Below are 18,758 nucleotides of genomic sequence, written 5' to 3'. Positions count from 1 at the left end.
ATTGAATGACGCCGTTCATGACGATGGATACCGTGCGCGCAATAAACCAGGGGCGCATAAATGCGCCCCCTGCATCGCCCCGCGTAGGGGCGTCATAAATGACGCCCTGGCCGATGCCCGCCCGTGATTGAATGACGCCGTTCATGACGATGGATACCGTGCGCGCAATAAACCAGGGGCGCATAAATGCGCCCCCTGCATCGCCCCGCGTAGGGGCGTCATAAATGACGCCCGTGTCGATTCCCGCACCGCAATTGAATAACGCCATTCATGGCGACCGGGTTAACTCCGGTGTGCCTGCGATCAGTGCGATTTCCCCTGTGAAATACCAATACCGGTTTGCGAACGGATAAACTGTCCGCGGAACCGCGCGCGTTCCTGTGCGCCCTGGGCTGAGTGATCGGTAATGGAAAACAGCCAGGTGCAGACAAAGGCGACCAGCATGGAGAACAGCGCCGGGTACTCATAAGGATAAACCGGCGTAGCGTGGCCCAGCACCTGAACCCAGACGGTAGGGCCCAGAATCATCAGCACGACTGCCGTGAGCAGACCCAGCCAGCCACCTACCATTGCACCGCGCGTGGTGAGCTTCGACCAGTACATCGAGAGCAGAATAATCGGGAAGTTGCAGCTGGCAGCAATTGAGAAGGCCAGCCCGACCATAAAGGCGATGTTCTGCTTCTCAAACAGAATGCCCAGCGCAATAGCGACGACCCCCAGCACCAGCACGGTGATTTTAGAGACGCGCAGCTCTTCACGCTCCGTGGCCTGACCTTTGCGGATCACGCTGGCATAGAGATCGTGCGAAACCGCCGACGCGCCCGCCAGTGTCAGCCCGGCCACCACCGCCAGAATCGTAGCGAACGCCACCGCCGAGATAAAGCCGAGGAACAGGCTGCCACCTACCGCATTGGATAAATGCACCGCTGCCATATTGGTACCGCCAATCAGGGCACCGCTGGCGTCTTTGAATATCGGGTTTGCGCCTACCAGCAGAATGGCACCAAAACCGATGATGAAGGTCAGGAAATAGAAGTAACCCATAAAGCCGGTGGCCCAGAACACGCTCTTACGCGCCTCGCGCGCATCAGCCACGGTAAAGAAGCGCATCAGAATATGTGGCAGTCCCGCGGTACCAAACATCAGCCCCAGTCCCAGCGACAGCGCCGAGATAGGATCTTTCACCAGCCCGCCAGGCTGCATAATCGCCGCGCCTTTGGGGTGCACCGCCATCGCCTCAGTAAACAGCGTGTTAAAGCTGAAACCGGTGGTTTTCATTACCATAATCGCCATAAAGCTGGCCCCAAACAGCAGCAGCACCGCTTTAATGATCTGCACCCAGGTAGTCGCGAGCATGCCGCCGAACAGCACATACAGCACCATCAGAATGCCGACCAGCACCACGGCAATATGATAATCAAGGCCGAACAGCAGCTGGATAAGCTTGCCGGCCCCCACCATCTGTGCAATCAGATAGAGTGCAACCACCACCAGCGAACCGCAGGCGGAGAGGGTACGGATCGGTTTCTGCTGCAGCCGGTAGGAGGCAACATCGGCAAAGGTATAGCGTCCGAGGTTGCGCAGCCGCTCAGCGATCAGAAACAGGATCATTGGCCAGCCAACCAGAAAGCCGAGCGAATAGATCAGCCCGTCATAGCCCGAGGTATAGACCAGCGCCGAGATGCCGAGAAACGAGGCGGCTGACATAAAATCACCCGCCATCGCCAGGCCATTCTGGAAACCGGTAATATTGCCGCCTGCGGTGTAGTAGTCACTGCGTGAGCGGGTGCGCTTTGACGCCCACCAGGTAATACCCAGCGTGAACGCAACAAACACCACAAACATGATAATCGCTTCATAGTTGGTTGCCTGCTTCTGGACGTCGCCGGTCAGCGCATCGGCTGCCAGGACGCCTGCTGGCGCCAGCGCCAGCAGAATCGGGAGCGCGCGCTTCATGATTTTACCTCGCTGACGATCTGTTTAGTCAGGCGATCAAACTCGCCATTGGCGCGCCAGACATAGACGCCGGTAAGCAGAAAAGAGACCACAATCAGGCCCACGCCAATCGGAATACCGCGCGTCACATTGGTGCCGGCATGCAGCGGCGTGCCGAGCCAGCCGGGCGCAAATGCGATCAGCAGGATAAACCCGACATACAGGACCAGCATAATGATGCTCAGCAGCAGCGCAAAAGCCTGGCGCTTATGCACCAGTTCCTGAAAACGGGGGTTATTTTCTATTTGTTGCCAGACGGCTTCCTGTTGATTCAGGGTGTCATTCATCACAGTTTCTCCAGAGGCAAAGCAGACGGAAATCTCACATTAATGTGCTTTAACGGATTGAATATTCTGGTTATCAGGGTTGTGCGATGGTGAACAGCATACGGCGTAAGGTGAACTAACGGAGAGAAGCCTGCCGGGGACAGGCTGATGCTCTCCGCTGATAAGGGCAATGATTACGGCATGGCGATCGACTGCTTCTCCTCCAGTAATTTCTCTACTACGCCTGGATCGGCCAGCGTAGAGGTATCGCCAAGGTTGCTGGTATCGCCCGCTGCAATTTTACGCAGAATACGCCGCATAATTTTACCGGAGCGGGTTTTTGGCAGTGAGTCGGTCCAGTGCAGCACGTCCGGCGTGGCGATAGGGCCGATCTCTTTACGTACCCAGTTACGCACTTCCGTATACAGCTCCGCTGATGGCTCTTCGCCCTGATTCAGCGTGATATAAGCGTAAATAGCCTGGCCTTTGATGCTGTGCGGAATACCCACAACGGCCGCTTCAGCAATTTTCGGATGTGAAACCAGCGCGGACTCAATCTCTGCGGTGCCCAGCCGGTGTCCGGAAACGTTCAGGACATCATCCACGCGTCCGGTGATCCAGTAGTAGCCATCTTCATCGCGTCGCGCGCCGTCACCGCTGAAGTAGCGATGCTTAAACGTGGAGAAATAGGTCTGTTCAAAGCGTTCATGATCGCCAAACAGCGTGCGCGCCTGACCAGGCCAGGAGTCGTTAATCACCAGGTTACCTTCGGTTGCGCCCTCAAGCTGATTGCCTTCGTTGTCCACCAGCGCCGGCTGCACGCCGAAGAAGGGTTTGGTAGCGGAGCCCGCTTTCAGCTCGGTGGCACCCGGCAGCGGTGTGATCATGAAGCCGCCGGTTTCGGTCTGCCACCAGGTATCAACAATCGGGCAGCGACTGTCGCCAATCTTTTTGTAATACCACTCCCAGGCTTCCGGATTGATCGGTTCACCTACGGAACCCATAATGCGCAGACTGCTGCGTCGGGTGCCTTCAATGGCCCGGTCGCCTTCAGCCATCAGCGCGCGAATAGCGGTGGGTGCAGTGTAGAGCAGGGTCACGTTGTGCTTGTCGACGACTTCCGCCATCCGGCTCGGTTTCGGCCAGTTGGGCACCCCTTCAAACATCAGCGTGGTGGCGCCACAGGCCAGCGGGCCATAGAGCAGATAGCTGTGCCCGGTGATCCAGCCGACATCGGCGGTGCACCAGTAAACGTCGTCGTCATGGTAATCAAAAACATACTTAAAGGTGCTGGCGGCATAGACCAGATAGCCGCCGGTAGTATGCAGTACGCCTTTTGGCTTCCCGGTCGAACCGGAGGTATACAGAATAAACAGCGGGTGTTCCGCTTCAACCGCCACCGCTTCATGCTCTGCGCTGGCCTGGCTGACAAGATCGTGCCACCAGAGATCGCGTCCCTCGTGCCACGCCGTGGTTTTTCCGGTGCGCTGAAATACGATCACATTCTTCACGCTGGTCACCAGCGGATTAGCCAGCGCGTCATCAACATTCTTTTTCAGCGGAATGGCGCGTCCGGCGCGGATACCCTCATCCGCTGTGATCACCAGCTTCGCATTGCTGTCGACCACGCGACCCGCCACGGCTTCCGGCGAAAAACCGCCGAAAATCACCGAGTGCACGGCACCAATGCGCGCGCAGGCCAGCATCGCCACGGCTGCCTCCGGCACCATCGGCATATAAATGGCCACCACATCGCCTTTTTTAATCTCAAGCTGCGTTAATACATTTGCCATACGGCAGACGTCAGCATGCAGCTCACGGAAGGTCAGCGTTTTACTTTCACTGGCGTCATCCCCTTCCCAGATAATGGCCGGGCGATCGCCCCGCGTCGCCAGATGGCGATCCAGGCAGTTAGCCGCAAGGTTCAGCGTGCCATCTTCATACCAGCGGATAGAGATATTACCCGGCGCAAACGAGGTATTTTTCACCGTGCTGTAAGGCGTGATCCAGTCGAGAATTTTCCCCTGCTCACCCCAGAAGGTGTCTGGATCGTCTACTGACTGCTGATAGCGCGCCGTATATTCGTCGGCATTAATCAGGGCGTTCGCTGCAATGGCAGCGGGTACAGGATGCTTGTGAATTTGGCTCATGGCTGACCTCCTTGAAGATGTTAATCATATGTCAATCAAAGGTTAATTGAAGAGGGGGCCGGGGCTTTGTTTTGGTTTTGCAGTCTGGATCACGACCTGTCGGCATGCAGTAAAGCGTACAAAAACGGCGGTTCTGCCGGCAAAAAAGCGCACTGCTGACAGCGACCGGCAGCAGGCAAGACGCGGTTTTGCGATTAAATGTTGAGCAAACGCGCCGGGTGAGAAAATCACCAAATCTGAATAGCTATGCGGAAAATTATCGAACTAACGCTTTTCATAACAGCGGGTTATAGCCACAGAACCACAACAGCATTTTATGCTACTGAGCTGCGCACGATTTAAGCTATCGCGCCGGGGGTTGCATTTACCGTAGTGAAAATGGTACTTATCTGGCCGCTGTTCAGCAGGTATCAACTCAGGCTGTATCCTTGCGCTGGCGCAAATTGCCGGCAGAACAAAGCGGAATACAGCCCATTATAACCCTCTATTTTATCGGGCTTTTGCTCACTTCCCTGTGTGTACCATCTCCTGCACCTTCGCAGCAGAGCAAAGGGGTTTTAACTGAGGAAATAACGCGTTATGAAAGGTTTTAAACTCACCCTCGCCTGGCAGATCCTGATTGCCCTGATCCTTGGCATTATCGTAGGAACCGTGCTGCATAATCAGCCAGACGATCGTGAATGGTTAATCACCAACATTCTTACTCCTGCCGGTGATATCTTCATTCATCTGATTAAGATGATTGTGGTGCCGATTGTTATTTCCTCGCTGATTGTTGGCATTGCCGGCGTCGGGGACGCGAAAAAACTCGGGCGTATCGGGGTGAAAACCATTATCTATTTTGAAGTGATCACCACCATTGCCATTGTGGTCGGCATAACGCTGGCCAACGTATTCCAACCCGGCAGCGGCATTGATATGTCAACGCTGGCAACGGTGGACATCTCTAAATATGAAGCCACCACCGAAGCGGTTCAGGGCGCCCCTCATGGTCTGGTCAGCACCATCCTGTCGCTGATCCCGCAGAACATCTTCGCCTCGCTGGTAAAAGGCGATATGTTGCCGATTATTTTCTTCTCAGTGCTGTTTGGCCTGGGCCTGTCGGCGCTGCCGTCGGAACATCGCGATCCGCTGGTCGGCCTGTTCCGCTCGGTATCAGAAACCATGTTCAAAGTGACGCACATGATCATGCGTTATGCGCCGGTGGGCGTATTTGCACTGATTGCGGTGACCATTGCGAACTTCGGTTTTGCATCGCTCTATCCGCTGGCAAAACTGGTGCTGCTGGTTTATGCCGCCATCCTGTTTTTCGCCTTTGTCGTGCTCGGTGCGGTCGCGCGTTTCTGCAAGCTGCGTATTACTACCCTGATGCGTATTCTGAAGGATGAGCTGATTCTGGCTTACTCCACCTCCAGTTCAGAGACGGTGCTGCCACGCATTATGCAGAAGATGGAGGCGTATGGTGCGCCGAAAGCGATTACCAGCTTTGTGGTGCCGACCGGTTACTCCTTCAATCTGGATGGCTCTACGCTCTACCAGAGTATTGCCGCCATCTTTATTGCACAGCTTTATGGCATTGACCTGTCGCTGACTGATGAGATCATCCTGGTGCTGACGCTGATGGTGACCTCAAAAGGCATTGCCGGTGTCCCGGGTGTCTCGTTCGTGGTGCTGCTGGCAACGCTGGGCAGCGTGGGCATTCCGCTTGAAGGGCTGGCGTTTATCGCAGGCGTTGACCGCATTATGGATATGGCGCGTACGGCGCTGAACGTGGTGGGAAATGCGCTTGCTGTGCTGGTGATCGCCCGCTGGGAAAATCAGTTTGACGCTAAGCAGGCCGCCGCCTACGAGCTGCAGCTGCGCACGCAAAGCGCCACCTGATCCGCTATTAAGCATAAAAAAAACCCGCCGCTGGCGGGTTTTTTTATGCCTGCTGCCGTAAAAATAAAAAATTCTGCGCGGCTGCACATGAATTAACAATTCTTTGTGGTATAAGTTTTTCGGAATAAATAATTCATTCGCAGGAGCGTATTATGACCCTTGATCTCAATAAGATGATCACCGAAAGCCGCAATCCGGCCAGCCAGAATATTGACGAGCTCAGTACGGAAGCGATGCTGCGCGTCATTAATGATGAAGATAAAAAGGTGGCGCTGGCCGTAGAGGCGATTGTGCCGCAGATCGCGCAGGTCACAGAGGCGATTGCACACGCCTTTAGCCAGGGCGGACGACTGATTTACTGCGGTGCCGGTACCTCCGGCCGGCTCGGTATCCTGGACGCCAGCGAGTGTCCGCCTACTTTTGGTACCCCGCGCGATCAGGTAGTAGGGCTGATTGCCGGTGGCCATACGGCGATCCTGCAGGCGGTAGAGAATGCGGAGGATAACGCCGGACGCGGGGCACAGGACCTGGCGGATATCGGTTTTGGTGCCCGCGATGTGCTGGTCGGAATTGCCGCCAGCGGCCGCACCCCCTATGTGCTGGGTGCGCTTGCTTATGCTCGTGAACAGGGTGCATTTACCGCAGCGCTGACCTGCAACCCCGACAGTGCGATGGCGCAGGCGGCTGATGTCGCGCTGACGCCGGTTGTGGGGCCGGAAGTGGTAACCGGCTCATCGCGTATGAAGGCGGGCACGGCACAGAAGCTGGTGCTGAATATGCTCAGCACCGGGGCGATGATCCGCAGCGGCAAGGTATATGGCAACCTGATGGTAGATGTGGAAGCCACCAACCAGAAACTGGTTCAGCGCCAGATAAACATCGTTAAGCAGGCCACCGAATGCGACGACGCGACGGCACAGCAGGCGCTGACGGCGTGCGGCGGTCACTGTAAAACCGCGATTGTCATGGTGCTCGCCGGCCTGACGGCAGAAGAGGCGCGCACGCTGCTGGAGCAGAATCGCGGGTTTATCCGCGCCGCATTACGTGATTCAGGAGTACGCTGATGGCTGCAATCACCGAAACGCTGCTGCGCGATATTCTGCGGGCCGTGGGCGGGCCCGGTAACGTAGCGATATGTGGCAACTGCATGACCCGCCTGCGCCTGACGCTGGTCAATGCCGCGCTGGCGGATAGCCCGCAGCTGAAACAGCTGCCCGGCGTACTGGGCGTCATTGTCAGTGACGCCCAGCTGCAGATTGTACTGGGGCCTGGCAAAGCGCAAACCGCAGCGGAAAAGATGCAGTTGCTGCTCAGTGAAAACGGGCCGGCACAGGATCTGCAGACGATCGCACAGGCGCAAAAGCAGCAGATGAAAGCGAAACAGAGCAGTGCGCTGCACCGCTTTCTCGCCTGCTTTGCCACCATCTTTACGCCGCTTATCCCGGGATTTATCGGGGCCGGACTGCTGCTCGGTTTTGCCACTCTGACTGAGCAGCTGTTTCACCTTAATCAGCCGGGTGAGCACGCTTCGTGGCTGCTGGCGACCGTGGCCTACATGAAAGTGTTTGGCAAAGGGCTGTTTACCTTTCTCAGCATTCTGATCGGCTATAACGCCCAGAAAGCGTTTGGCGGCACCGGCGTCAACGGCGCGATTATCGCCTCGCTGTTTGTGCTCGGCTACAGCCCGGAGGCGACCGTTGGCTACTACAGTGGAATGGAAAACTTCTTCGGGCTGACCATCGATCCGCGCGGCAATATTATCGGCGTGCTGCTGGCCGCGATATTTGGCGCCTGGACAGAGAAGCAGCTGCGTAAAATCATTCCCGATAATCTGGATATGATCCTCACCTCGCTGCTGACGCTGCTGATCACCGGCGCGGTGACGTTTCTGTTCATTATGCCGGTGGGTGGCGAGCTATTTAAAGGGATGTCGTGGCTGTTTATTCACCTCAACAACAATCCGTTTGGCTGTGCCATTCTGGCCGGGCTGTTTTTAATTGCGGTGATGTTCGGTATTCATCAGGGCTTTATTCCCGTCTATTTTGCGCTGATGGAGACGCAGGGCTTTAACTCGCTGTTTCCCATTCTGGCGATGGCAGGAGCAGGACAGGTCGGCGCCTCGCTGGCGCTGTGGTGCAAAGCCGGAAAGCAGTCGCTGCTGCGCAGCCAGATCAAAGGCGCGATTGTGCCGGGTCTGCTGGGCGTGGGTGAGCCGCTGATTTACGGGGTGACGCTGCCGCGCCTCAAGCCTTTTGTAACCGCCTGCTTTGGTGGTGCGCTGGGCGGCTTTTTTATTGGTCTGGTGGCCTGGCTCGGCCTGCCGGTAGGGATGAACACGGTGTTTGGCCCGTCCGGCCTGGTTACGCTGCCGCTGATGACCTCAGCACAGGGCATTTTTGCCGGGATGGCGGTCTATCTTGCCGGTCTGCTGGTCGCCTGGACGGGCGGGTTTCTCTTCACCTGGTGGTGGGGCATGAAAAATATCGATTTGGGTTAATGCCCGCTGCGGGCGCAGCAAAAAGGCGTTACGCACGCTGCTGCGCCCGTCAGGTTTTACCGTTTTCTCCATCGCGGCTAAATAATAGTGTGAGCTGCGGCGCAGAATCCCGCTTTTGCTTTACCTCTTTTCCCACCGTATACAACGGGTTGCAGATTCAACGCTTTTTTAGCAGCAAGAAATAAATCATCAGCGCTTAAGTCATCCTGCTCATCAGCCGATAGATCCAGAGTAATTTTTATTAGCCGGAATTAACCAGGGATCTCTGTATGCGCAACAACCAGCCCGTCACACAGCGTGAATTCATTTTTAACGATGATGCGACGCTGATGTCGACCACCGATCTCAGCAGCCATATCACCTATGCCAACGACGCTTTCATTGAGGTCAGCGGCTTCACGCCGGAAGAGGTCAACGGCCAGCCTCATAACATGGTGCGTCATCCGGATATGCCGCCCGAAGCGTTTGCCGATATGTGGCATACGCTGCAACAGGGGCAGCCCTGGAGTGCGCTGGTGAAAAACCGGCGTAAAAATGGTGACCACTACTGGGTGCGGGCCAATGCGGTGCCGGTGGTGCGTGAAGGGTGCGTGCGCGGCTATATGTCAGTACGGACCAAACCGTCAGCGGCAGAAGTGCAGCAGGCTGAAACGCTGTACCGCGATTTTCGCGAAGGGCGCAGTAAAGGACGCTGCTTCTATAAAGGATTGATTATCGGCAGCGGCTGGCGTCGCGCCACGTCGCTGCTGAAAACGCTGCCGCTGCGCTGGCGCATTCGTTCAACGCTGCTGCTGCTGCTGCCGCTGTTAGCCGGCAGCGCCTGGGGTGCAGGTCTCACGGCGCTGGCGCTCGGCGGCTTCAGCGTCGCAACCGCGCTCTGCCTGCTGCTGGCGAGCCTCTGGCTGGAGCAGCAGATCTCGCGCCCCGTGGAGCGGATGTGCCAGCAGGCGCTCAGCGTGGCGACCGGTAACAGCCATAAAGTCGATCAGCCCGACCGCGTGGATGAAATCGGCATGACGCTGCGCGCCATTGGTCAGCTGGGGCTGATGTTCCGCTGGCTGGTGGATGATGTCAGTGGTCAGGCGATCAACGTACTCAGCGCCAGTGATGCGATGGCGCGCAGCAACAGTGAGCTTTCCCGCCGGACTGAACAGGCAGCTGCTAACGTGCAGCAGACGGCCGCCACCATGAATGAGATGACGGCTACCGTGAAGAGCAACACTGAAACCGCCAGCGAGGTGAATGCGCTGTCGGGCACCACCAGCCACGCCGCCATTAAAGGAGGCGAGGTGATGCAGGAGATGGCGGGAATGATGGGCGATATTGCCGACAGCGCGAAGCGCATCGCCAGCATCACCAGCGTGATTGACAGCATCGCGTTTCAGACCAATATCCTCGCGCTTAATGCGGCGGTAGAAGCGGCACGTGCCGGTGAGCAGGGCAAAGGTTTTGCCGTGGTCGCGGGTGAAGTCCGCAATCTCGCGCAGCGCAGCGCAAAAGCCGCCAGCGAAATCAAAACGCTGGTGGAGACCAGCGCCAGCCGCGTAGCGTCAGGCAACGACTATGCGGCTGCTGCGGGCCGCACCATGCAGGATATTGTCAGCCAGGTGCAAAATGTGACGACGCTGATTGCGCAGATCAGCGCGGCCACCGCCGAGCAGGCCACGGCACTGAGCGAGGTCAGCACGGCGGTAGAAGATCTGGATGATATCACCCACCAGAACGCCGCGCGCGTGGCTGAAGGCGCAGAAGCATCAACCCGCATGGCGCATCAGGCGAACCGTCTGGTTGAGGCGATTAGCGTATTCCGCTAACGCTCACGCCACTTCCCGCCCGGCGCGCAGTGCGCCGGGTGACGTGCCCGTTACCCGTTTGAAGGCGCGGCTGAACGCGGCCAGCGAGCCATAACCCAGCTCAAACGCCACGTTCTCCACCGCCTCGCCCTGAGCGATAATACGCTCTTTCGCCAGCCGCATACGCAGGTCGGTGAGATAGCGCAGCGGCGTCATGCCGGTGGCGTTCTGAAAGCGGGCAGCGAATACCGAACGCGAGCTGCCGGAGGCGCGCGCCAGCCGCTCCACCGTCCAGTTTTCGCCCGGCGCACGGTGCATCGCCGCCATCGCCAGACTCAGGCGCGGGTCGCGCAGCGCCTGAACCAGACCGCTGCCGGCGCCGCAGCCGTTCTCCACCCAGCCGCGCACGATCTGCGCGGCCACCACATCCGCCAGCCGCGAAAGAATGCCGGCGAAACCCGCTTTGCGCTGGCGGGTTTCCCGCTCCATCGCATCCAGAATCGGCTGGATCTCCGGATACTGTCCCAGCAGGGTACTGACCAGCATGACATCCGGCATGGTGTGCACCAGCGGCTGCATCCCGCCCAGTTCAAATGCCATACAGGCACTGAACAGGATCACATCGCTGTCCGCCGGGCAGAGATCGGCGTCTGCCGCATCGTTGATCGCGCAGACGCTGGGGCAGATGGGCTTACTGTTAAACGTGGCGATCGGTTCACAGTGCGCCGTCTCATCTGAGATCAGCGCATGCGCTTTTCCGTGCGGGATCAGTAACGCGTCACCCGCCTGCAGCGGATAGAGCGTACCGGAGGCGGCACGCAGCAGCAGCGTACCGCGCCCGACAAAATGCAGCTGCGCCCGGCCTGGCGCCTCGTCATACTGCAGGCCAAAAGGCGCATGCAGCGCAATCCGCTGATATTTTACGCCATACAGGCGCATGCCCATCAGCAGTTCGCTGGTCAGATCTTCATAGCGGCTCATTGCAATCCAGACGAATTATCAAGTAATAAACTTTCTGTATCATAGATCGTCTTACTGCAGCGCTCTATCCTTAGCGGAAATTATTATTTTGTGATGGGGATCGCACATGAGTCTGGAAAGTGAGCTGACAACGGCCCGCGTGGTGGCAGAAAAACCTGCGTGGGGCGCCGTGTTTGCTATGGCATTTGGCGTGTTTGGCCTGATTACCGCTGAATTTCTGCCGGTCAGCCTGCTGACGCCGATAGCGGCTTCGCTGCAGGTCAGCGAAGGTCAGGCGGGACAGACGGTGACGGTAACCGCGCTGGTCGCGCTGCTCACCAGCCTGGTGATTGGTACCCTGACGCGGCGGTTCGATCGTCGTCTGGTGATGCTGGCGTTTACCCTGTTGCTTATCGCCTCAGCGCTGCTGGTGGCCGTGGCTGACAGCCTGCCGATGATCCTGCTGGCACGCGTGCTGCTGGGCATGGCGATTGGCGGCTTCTGGACGCTCTCAACCGCCATCACCATGCGGCTGGTGCCGCCGGAGCAGGTACCGCGCGCGCTGTCGATTGTCTTTAGCGGTATTTCGCTGGCGACAATTATTGCGGCACCGCTCGGCAGCTATCTCGGCGATGTGATTGGCTGGCGCAATATCTTTTTCATGACGGGTCTGCTGGGCGTGCTGGCGCTGCTGTGGCAGTGCTTCACGCTACCGGCCATGCCACCGGAAAACCGGACGCAGAGCGGCGGCGTGCTTGATCTGCTGCGGCAGGGCGTGATGCGCTGGGGGATGCTGGCGGTGATCCTGATGTTCACCGGACATTTTGCTTTCTTTACCTACCTGCGACCTTACCTGGAGGGCAGCGCGCAGCTTAACGTTAATCAGCTGTCGCTTGCGCTGCTGGCGTTTGGGGTGGCTAACTTCTTTGGCACCTCGCTGGCAGGCGTGCTGGTCACGCGCAGCCTCTCACTGACGCTGACCGGCATGGCGCTGCTGATGAGCGTGACGGCCGTTGTGCTCTCAGCCATGGCGCAGCTGCCGTGGCTGGTGGGCGCCGGCGTGGCGCTGTGGGGACTGGCATTTGGCTCCATGCCCACCGGCTGGTCGGCATGGATTTCGCGTGCCGTGCCTGATGATGCAGAGTCCGGCGGCGGGCTGCTGGTGGCGACTATTCAGCTGGCGATCACGGCGGGCGCGGCGGCGGGCGGCTGGATGTTTGACCTGCAGGGGGCCGGCGGCGTCATGATGCTGCTGGCGGCGATAACCCTCTATACGCGCGTCAGACAGCACGGCTAAAGTGCTGCGGCAGGGCTTTTTCTGATTTAGGGGCGGCGTGTGCCGCCCTTTGCATTTCCGCGCGTTGCTTTGCCGGTTTTCTGCACAGATGCGCTACCTTTAGTGACAACTACACCAGGGGGAGAGAGGCAATGAGCCAGTTTTTTATGCATGAAAAGAACGATCTGGTTAACGAAGCCATTGAAGGTATTTTACTCAGCACGCCGTGGCGTAACCTGCGTCGTCTCGATTTAGGCGATGAGATGCGCGTAGTGGTGCGTTCAGACTGGGATAAAAGCAGGGTGGCGCTGATCTCAGGCGGCGGATCGGGTCATGAGCCGGCGCACGCCGGGTTTGTCGGTAAAGGCATGCTGACAGCGGCCGTTTGCGGCGATATTTTCGCTTCGCCCGGCGTGGAAGCGATCCTTAACGCCATTATCAACGTGACCGGTGACGCAGGCTGTCTGCTGATCGTTAAAAACTACACCGGCGATCGCCTTAATTTTGGTCTGGCCGCCGAAAAAGCCAAAAATCTGGGCTATCACGTTGAGCTGGTGATGGTGGAGGATGATATTGCGCTGCCGGATAATCCGCAGCCGCGCGGTCTTGCCGGCACCGCACTGGTGCATAAGATTGCGGGCTACGCGGCTGAACACGGGCATTCACTGCAGGAGGTAAAAGCGCTGGCGCAGCGGGCGATTGATGCCACTTCCACCATTGGCCTGGCGTTTGCCACCTGCCATCTTCCCGGAGAAAAGCGCGATGCGCGCGTGGCACCGGGTCACAGCGAGCTGGGGATGGGGATCCACGGCGAGCCGGGTGTGATTACGCTGGATACGCAGGACAGCGGAAAAATCACCGCGCTGATGACGGATAAACTGGCGCAGGCGCTGCCGGACGGTAAGCTGGCGCTGTTACTCATCAACAATTTAGGCGGGTTTTCTCAGCTGGAGCTGGCGCTGCTGACGCGCGAAGTGCTGCGCACGCCGCTGGCGGCGCGTATTACGCACCTTATTGGTCCCGCTACGCTGGTCAGCGCGCTGGATATGAAGGGCTTTTCACTCTCTGTGCTGGCGCTGGAAGAGTCATTCCTGCTGGCGCTGCAGGCACCGGTTCAGGTGCAGGGGTGGGTAGCGCCTTATGAGTTTGCGCCCATCAGTCTGCAGACGGCAGAGAAAGTCAGCAGCGCGCTCGATTTCGATCCTTCAGAAAATGATGAGGTGGCGGGCTGGATCACGCGCGTCACGCAGACACTCATCGATCTGGAGAGCGAACTGAACGCGCTGGATGCAAAAGTCGGTGATGGTGATACCGGCTCCACGTTCGCGGCGGGTGCAAAACGTATTCAGCGCGCCCTGCAGGAGAAGCAGCTGCCGCTGAATGAGTTGCCAACGCTGATTGCGCTGATTGGCGAGCAGCTGGCAGGCGCGATGGGCGGTTCCAGCGGCGTACTGATGTCGATTCTGTTTACCTCTGCCGGCCAGCATCTGGAAGAGGGCAGCTCGCTGCCGGAGGCGTTAATGCAGGGGCTGGAGCGCATGAAGCACTATGGTGGCGCCGAGCCAGGCGATCGCACGCTGATTGACGCGCTGCAGCCGGCGCTGGAAAAACTGGTGGCGGGTGAATCACTGGCCGCTGCCGCGCAGGCGGCGGCAGAAGGTGCAGAGGCCACGGCACAGATGAACAGTGCAAAGGCGGGACGTTCAGCCTATCTTAATCAGCAGAGTCTGGATGGGGTAAAAGATCCCGGTGCGTATGCAGTAGAAAAAGTGTTTCAGGTAATGGCAGGCTGAGTAGCCCGCCGGACGGATACAGCCGGGAGCAGCGTCCGTCTTCTCAGCAGACAGAAGACGGGCGCTGTCGCCCGTTATTCGCCGGCCGGTTCTTTAGCCGCCTCGCGCAGCATCTCCTGATGCGGAATATCCTGCAGGATCTGCTCAAAACTGCGCAGACGCTTGTAAATCGACATCAGCTCTACCAGCGTTGACCAGGAGGTGATCAGATACTGGAAGGAGGAGCGCACCTGGTCAAATACGTTGAGGATCTGATTCATCAGGCCCAGCGTCAGCGCACCGGCCACAATAGCCGGAAACAGCAGAAACACGCCAAACACATTATCTACCTGCAGATAGAGAAAGCGCGTCACGTTAAAGTAGAGGTAGTGGAAGTAGAGCCGGAAGTAGTTGTAGCGCACCCGGCTGAACAGGGCCTGCACCGTCGGCGGTGATGCGCGCGACGGATCATCTTCGCCATACACCAGCTCTTTACGGTAGGCCGCTTCTACCCGCTGATTGCGGAACTCCAGCCCCGGCAGCTTGATGCCAACCAGCGCCAGCAGTGCGGTGCCAAACAGTGACCAGAGAATAGCGGCAATCACCAGACCATAGGGCGTTGAACCGAGAACTGGAATATCTTTGACATGCTTTGACAGCGCCAGCAGCACCGGCAGGAACGCCACCAGCGTCATGATCGCTTTGATAAAGCTGACTCCCCAGTCTTCCAGCGTGGTGGAGAAACGCATGGTATCTTCCTGCACACGCTGTGCCGCCCCCTCTACATGCCGCAGCCGCTGCCAGTTATGCATGTAGTAGCTGTTCATTGCGGTACGCCAGCGAAAAATCCAGTGGCTGATGAAAAAGACGTTGGCGACCAGAATGGTTACAGCGATAAGCGCAATGCCGAGAAAATCGCTGATCTCGCTGTAAAACTGGTTAATTTGTACGGCACCCGCTTTGGTCAGCGCTTTCTGGATCAGATCGTAAAACGGTTCATACCAGGCGTTAACCGCAACGTTGACCTGAACGTTAAACCAGGTGACAAAGATGATCAGTGCTGTACCCCAGACCGACCAGCGCTGCCACGGATGGCGATCGATTATCATCCACGCGATGGCGAACAGGGCGACGGCTGACCAGTAATAGCCGTAAAACCAGAGCTGGCTGGCGTGAATAAACCGGCTGGCATTGGTCGGCAGCGGCTGCTGCATCGCGGCCTGCAGCGCAGGCCAGTGCGCCGGCAGATCGCTGAAGAAGCCAAACCAGGCAAAGAGAACAATCACACTCCAAATCGCTGCCGAGCTGAAAAAGGCGCCGGGCCGCGGAAAAAAGGATTTAAACATAAGCACTCCGCTGTGGTGTAGACACGTTTATACCGCTATTTTTGTTTATCTGTCTGTAGTGGGTTGTTTCTGAGCATGACAATTCCGCCACCGGAATGTAAACCGGGGCGGGAAAATGTTAAGTATTTTGTGCGTAATTGTTTCGGAAAACTAAATTCGTTACCGTTTCGGTGTTACAATTGTCGTCTTGTTACCGGTAACAAACGTGCTGTATCCCTTAAGTCAAGAATAAAAACCATTACAACGCAACTACTTAACCTTCCATGCCGCATTATATGCGGTACTGAGGCAATGTCATGTCAGAACAAAAAAAGGGTCATTCACGTCGTGATTTCCTGCTGAGGACAATCACCCTGGCACCCGCTGTAGCGGTAGGTTCAACTGCCATGGGCGCGCTGGTGGCACCTGCTGCCGCCCGCGACACAGCAGTACCGGCGTCAGCGCAGCCGGCATGCGACTATCAGCCAGGCTGGTTTACCGCCGAAGAGTTTGCTTTCATTACAGCTGCCGTGGCGCGGCTGATCCCCAGCGATGAGCGCGGGCCGGGGGCACTGGAGGCTGGCGTACCGGAATTTATCGATCGTCAGATGAATACGCCTTACGCTACCGGCAGCAACTGGTATATGCAGGGACCTTTTCACCCCGATATGCCGAAAGAGCTGGGTTATCAGCTGCCGCTGGTGCCGCAGCAGATCTATCGCTTAGGCATTGCCGATGCCAACGCCTGGAGTCAAAAACAGCATGGCAAGGTGTTCGCCAGCCTGAGCGGTGAACAGCAGGATGCGCTGCTGAGCGCCTTTGAAACCGGTAAGGCTGAGTTTGCCCAGCTGCCGGCAAAAACCTTCTTCTCTTATCTGCTGCAGAATACCCGCGAAGGCTTTTTCTGCGATCCGATCCATGGCGGCAACCAGGGCATGGTGGGCTGGAAGCTGATTGGCTTCCCGGGCGCCCGCGCCGACTTTATGGATTGGGTAGAGCGCGGTGAACGTTATCCGTTCCCGTCAGTCGATATTCGCGGAGCGAGGGCGTAAGCGTGGCAAACGAACTAAAAAAAGTTGATGCAGTGATTGTGGGGTTCGGCTGGGCAGGCGCCATCATGGCGAAAGAGCTGACCGAAGCGGGTCTTAACGTCGTTGCGCTGGAGCGCGGTCCGCATCGCGACACCTATCCGGATGGCTCTTATCCGCAGTCAATTGATGAACTGACCTACAACGTCCGCAAAAAGCTGTTTCAGGACCTCTCCAAAAGCACCGTCACCATCCGTCATGATGCGTCGCAGACCGCAGTGCCTTATCGCCAGCTGGCGGCTTTTCTGCCCGGCACCGGCACCGGCGGTGCGGGCCTGCACTGGTCTGGCGTGCATTTCCGCGTCGATCCGGTTGAGCTGAATCTGCGCAGCCACTATGAGCAGCGCTACGGTAAAAGCTTTATCCCGGAAGGCATGACCATTCAGGATTTTGGCGTGAGCTATGATGAGCTGGAACCGTTCTTCGACAAAGCCGAAAAGGTGTTTGGCACCTCAGGCAGCGCCTGGTCAGTTAACGGTAAAGTGGTCAACAAAGCACACGGCGGCAACCCGTTTGCGCCGGATCGCTCCAGCGACTTTCCGCTGCCGGCACAGAAGCGTACTTACTCTGCGCAGCTGTTTGCGCAGGCGGCGGAGTCGGTTGGCTATCACCCTTATGATATGCCGTCAGCAAACACCTCCGGGCCTTATACCAATACCTATGGCGCGCAGATGGGGCCGTGCAACTTCTGCGGCTTCTGCAGCGGCTACGCCTGCTACATGTATTCCAAAGCGTCACCCAACGTCAATATCCTGCCGGCACTGCGTCAGGAGCCGAAGTTTGAGCTGCGCAACAATTCGTACGTTCTGCGCGTCAATCTGACCGATGATAAAAAGCGCGCCACCGGTGTGACCTACCTTGATGGTCAGGGACGTGAAGTGGTGCAGCCAGCCGATCTGGTGATCCTCTCCGCATTCCAGTTCCACAACGTTCACCTGATGCTGCTGTCCGGGATCGGCAAACCATATAATCCGATCACTAATGAGGGCGTGGTAGGGCGCAACTTCGCCTATCAGAATCTCTCAACGCTGAAAGCGCTGTTTGATAAAAACACCACCACTAACCCGTTTATCGGCGCAGGCGGTGCGGGTGTTGCGGTAGATGACTTTAACGCAGACAACTTTGATCACGGCCCGCACGGCTTCGTGGGCGGTTCACCATTCTGGGTAAACCAGGCTGGCACTAAGCCTATCTCCGGCGTGCCGACGCCTGCCGGCACGCCAGGCTGGGGCAGTCAGTGGAAAGCAGCGGTAGCGGATACCTATACGCATCACGTCTCAATGGATGCGCACGGCGCGCACCAGTCCTATCGCGCTAACTATCTCGACCTCGATCCTAACTACAAAGATGCTTACGGCCAGCCGCTGCTGCGTATGACCTTTGACTGGCAGGATAACGACATCAAAATGGCGCAGTTTATGATTGGCAAGATGCGTAAGATCACCGAGGCGATGAACCCGAAAACCATCATTGGCTCCGCCAAAGCGCCGGGTACCCATTTTGATACGACCTCTTATCAGACCACGCATATGAGCGGCGGTGCGATCATGGGTGAAGATCCGCAGACCAGCGCGGTAAACCGCTATCTGCAGAGCTGGGATGTGCCAAACGTCTTTGTACCGGGGGCATCCGCCTTCCCGCAGGGGCTGGGCTATAACCCGACCGGTATGGTCGCTGCACTGAGCTACTGGTCAGCGAAGGCGATCCGCGAACAGTATCTGAAAAACCCGGGGCCGCTGGTACAGGCATAAGGAA

General features: G+C 57.6%; 14 protein-coding genes. 8 read left to right on the top strand and 6 right to left on the bottom strand.

All coding sequences use genetic code 11. The annotated features are described in order from the left end of the window. From SB719_RS13500 to acs, 4 genes are all read right to left on the bottom strand, one after another. Positions 1-184, bottom strand: a 184-nt coding sequence (locus tag SB719_RS13500; RefSeq protein WP_412159297.1) for a hypothetical protein, incomplete at its 3' end; no start/stop codon positions are given. A gap of 119 nt (positions 185-303) precedes the next feature. Further along, entirely contained in the window at positions 304-1,956 is a 1,653-nt protein-coding gene (locus SB719_RS13495; protein WP_065650337.1) for a cation acetate symporter, read from the bottom strand. Then, complete coding sequence (locus SB719_RS13490) at positions 1,953-2,282, bottom strand: DUF485 domain-containing protein (protein WP_039382048.1); 330 nt, start codon at positions 2,280-2,282, stop codon at positions 1,953-1,955. The genes SB719_RS13495 and SB719_RS13490 overlap by 4 nt, the downstream gene beginning before the upstream one ends. Positions 2,283-2,455: 173 nt before the next feature. Continuing rightward, a complete protein-coding gene (acs, locus tag SB719_RS13485; RefSeq protein WP_292968340.1) occupies positions 2,456-4,411 on the bottom strand; it encodes an acetate--CoA ligase in 1,956 nt (651 codons plus the stop codon). A 579-nt stretch (positions 4,412-4,990) separates the two neighbouring features. Here acs and gltP point away from each other — a divergent pair. The 4 genes from gltP (at position 4,991) to SB719_RS13465 (ending at position 10,603) form a co-directional block, all read left to right on the top strand. After that, positions 4,991-6,292: a glutamate/aspartate:proton symporter GltP gene (gltP, locus tag SB719_RS13480; protein WP_065650335.1), complete on the top strand. Its 1,302-nt coding sequence runs from the start codon at positions 4,991-4,993 to the stop codon at positions 6,290-6,292. Positions 6,293-6,444: 152 nt separating this feature from the next. Continuing rightward, a complete protein-coding gene (gene murQ / locus SB719_RS13475) occupies positions 6,445-7,356 on the top strand; it encodes an N-acetylmuramic acid 6-phosphate etherase (protein WP_314688787.1) in 912 nt (303 codons plus the stop codon). Next, the gene (murP, locus tag SB719_RS13470; RefSeq protein ID WP_412159296.1) at positions 7,356-8,789 is read left to right on the top strand and encodes a PTS N-acetylmuramic acid transporter subunit IIBC; all 1,434 of its coding nucleotides are present in this window, start codon (positions 7,356-7,358) and stop codon (positions 8,787-8,789) included. Before murQ ends, murP begins: the two co-directional genes overlap by 1 nt. Positions 8,790-9,058: 269 nt before the next feature. Then, positions 9,059-10,603 (top strand): methyl-accepting chemotaxis protein, encoded by a 1,545-nt coding sequence (locus SB719_RS13465; RefSeq protein ID WP_065650332.1) that lies wholly within the window; start codon positions 9,059-9,061, stop codon positions 10,601-10,603. Positions 10,604-10,606: 3 nt separating this feature from the next. Here SB719_RS13465 and SB719_RS13460 read toward each other — a convergent pair whose 3' ends face one another. Further along, on the bottom strand, positions 10,607-11,563 hold the full coding sequence (locus SB719_RS13460) for an AraC family transcriptional regulator (protein WP_412159295.1): 957 nt from the start codon (positions 11,561-11,563) through the stop codon (positions 10,607-10,609). Positions 11,564-11,669: 106 nt separating this feature from the next. Between SB719_RS13460 and SB719_RS13455 the strand changes: the two genes are divergently transcribed. Then, a complete protein-coding gene (locus SB719_RS13455) occupies positions 11,670-12,839 on the top strand; it encodes an MFS transporter (protein ID WP_412159294.1) in 1,170 nt (389 codons plus the stop codon). A gap of 131 nt (positions 12,840-12,970) precedes the next feature. After that, on the top strand, positions 12,971-14,611 hold the full coding sequence (locus SB719_RS13450; protein ID WP_293006318.1) for a dihydroxyacetone kinase subunit DhaK: 1,641 nt from the start codon (positions 12,971-12,973) through the stop codon (positions 14,609-14,611). 74 nt (positions 14,612-14,685) lie between these two features. Here SB719_RS13450 and sbmA read toward each other — a convergent pair whose 3' ends face one another. Next, the gene (gene sbmA / locus SB719_RS13445) at positions 14,686-15,936 is read right to left on the bottom strand and encodes a peptide antibiotic transporter SbmA (RefSeq protein ID WP_065650328.1); all 1,251 of its coding nucleotides are present in this window, start codon (positions 15,934-15,936) and stop codon (positions 14,686-14,688) included. A gap of 296 nt (positions 15,937-16,232) precedes the next feature. Here sbmA and SB719_RS13440 point away from each other — a divergent pair, with 296 nt between their 5' ends. Both SB719_RS13440 and SB719_RS13435 read left to right on the top strand, forming a co-directional pair. Then, positions 16,233-16,967, top strand: coding sequence for a gluconate 2-dehydrogenase subunit 3 family protein (locus tag SB719_RS13440; RefSeq protein ID WP_412159293.1), 735 nt, complete (start codon positions 16,233-16,235; stop codon positions 16,965-16,967). Between the two features lie 2 nt (positions 16,968-16,969). Continuing rightward, complete coding sequence (locus tag SB719_RS13435; RefSeq protein WP_292968360.1) at positions 16,970-18,754, top strand: GMC family oxidoreductase; 1,785 nt, start codon at positions 16,970-16,972, stop codon at positions 18,752-18,754. Positions 18,755-18,758 lie beyond the last annotated feature (4 nt).

Origin of the sequence: Pantoea sp. SIMBA_079 (assembly GCF_046940275.1) — a bacterium.
Classification (GTDB): Bacteria; Pseudomonadota; Gammaproteobacteria; order Enterobacterales; family Enterobacteriaceae; genus Pantoea; species Pantoea borealis.
Note: the sequence above shows the minus strand (reverse complement) of the source record. Positions and strands in the feature narration are given on the sequence as shown.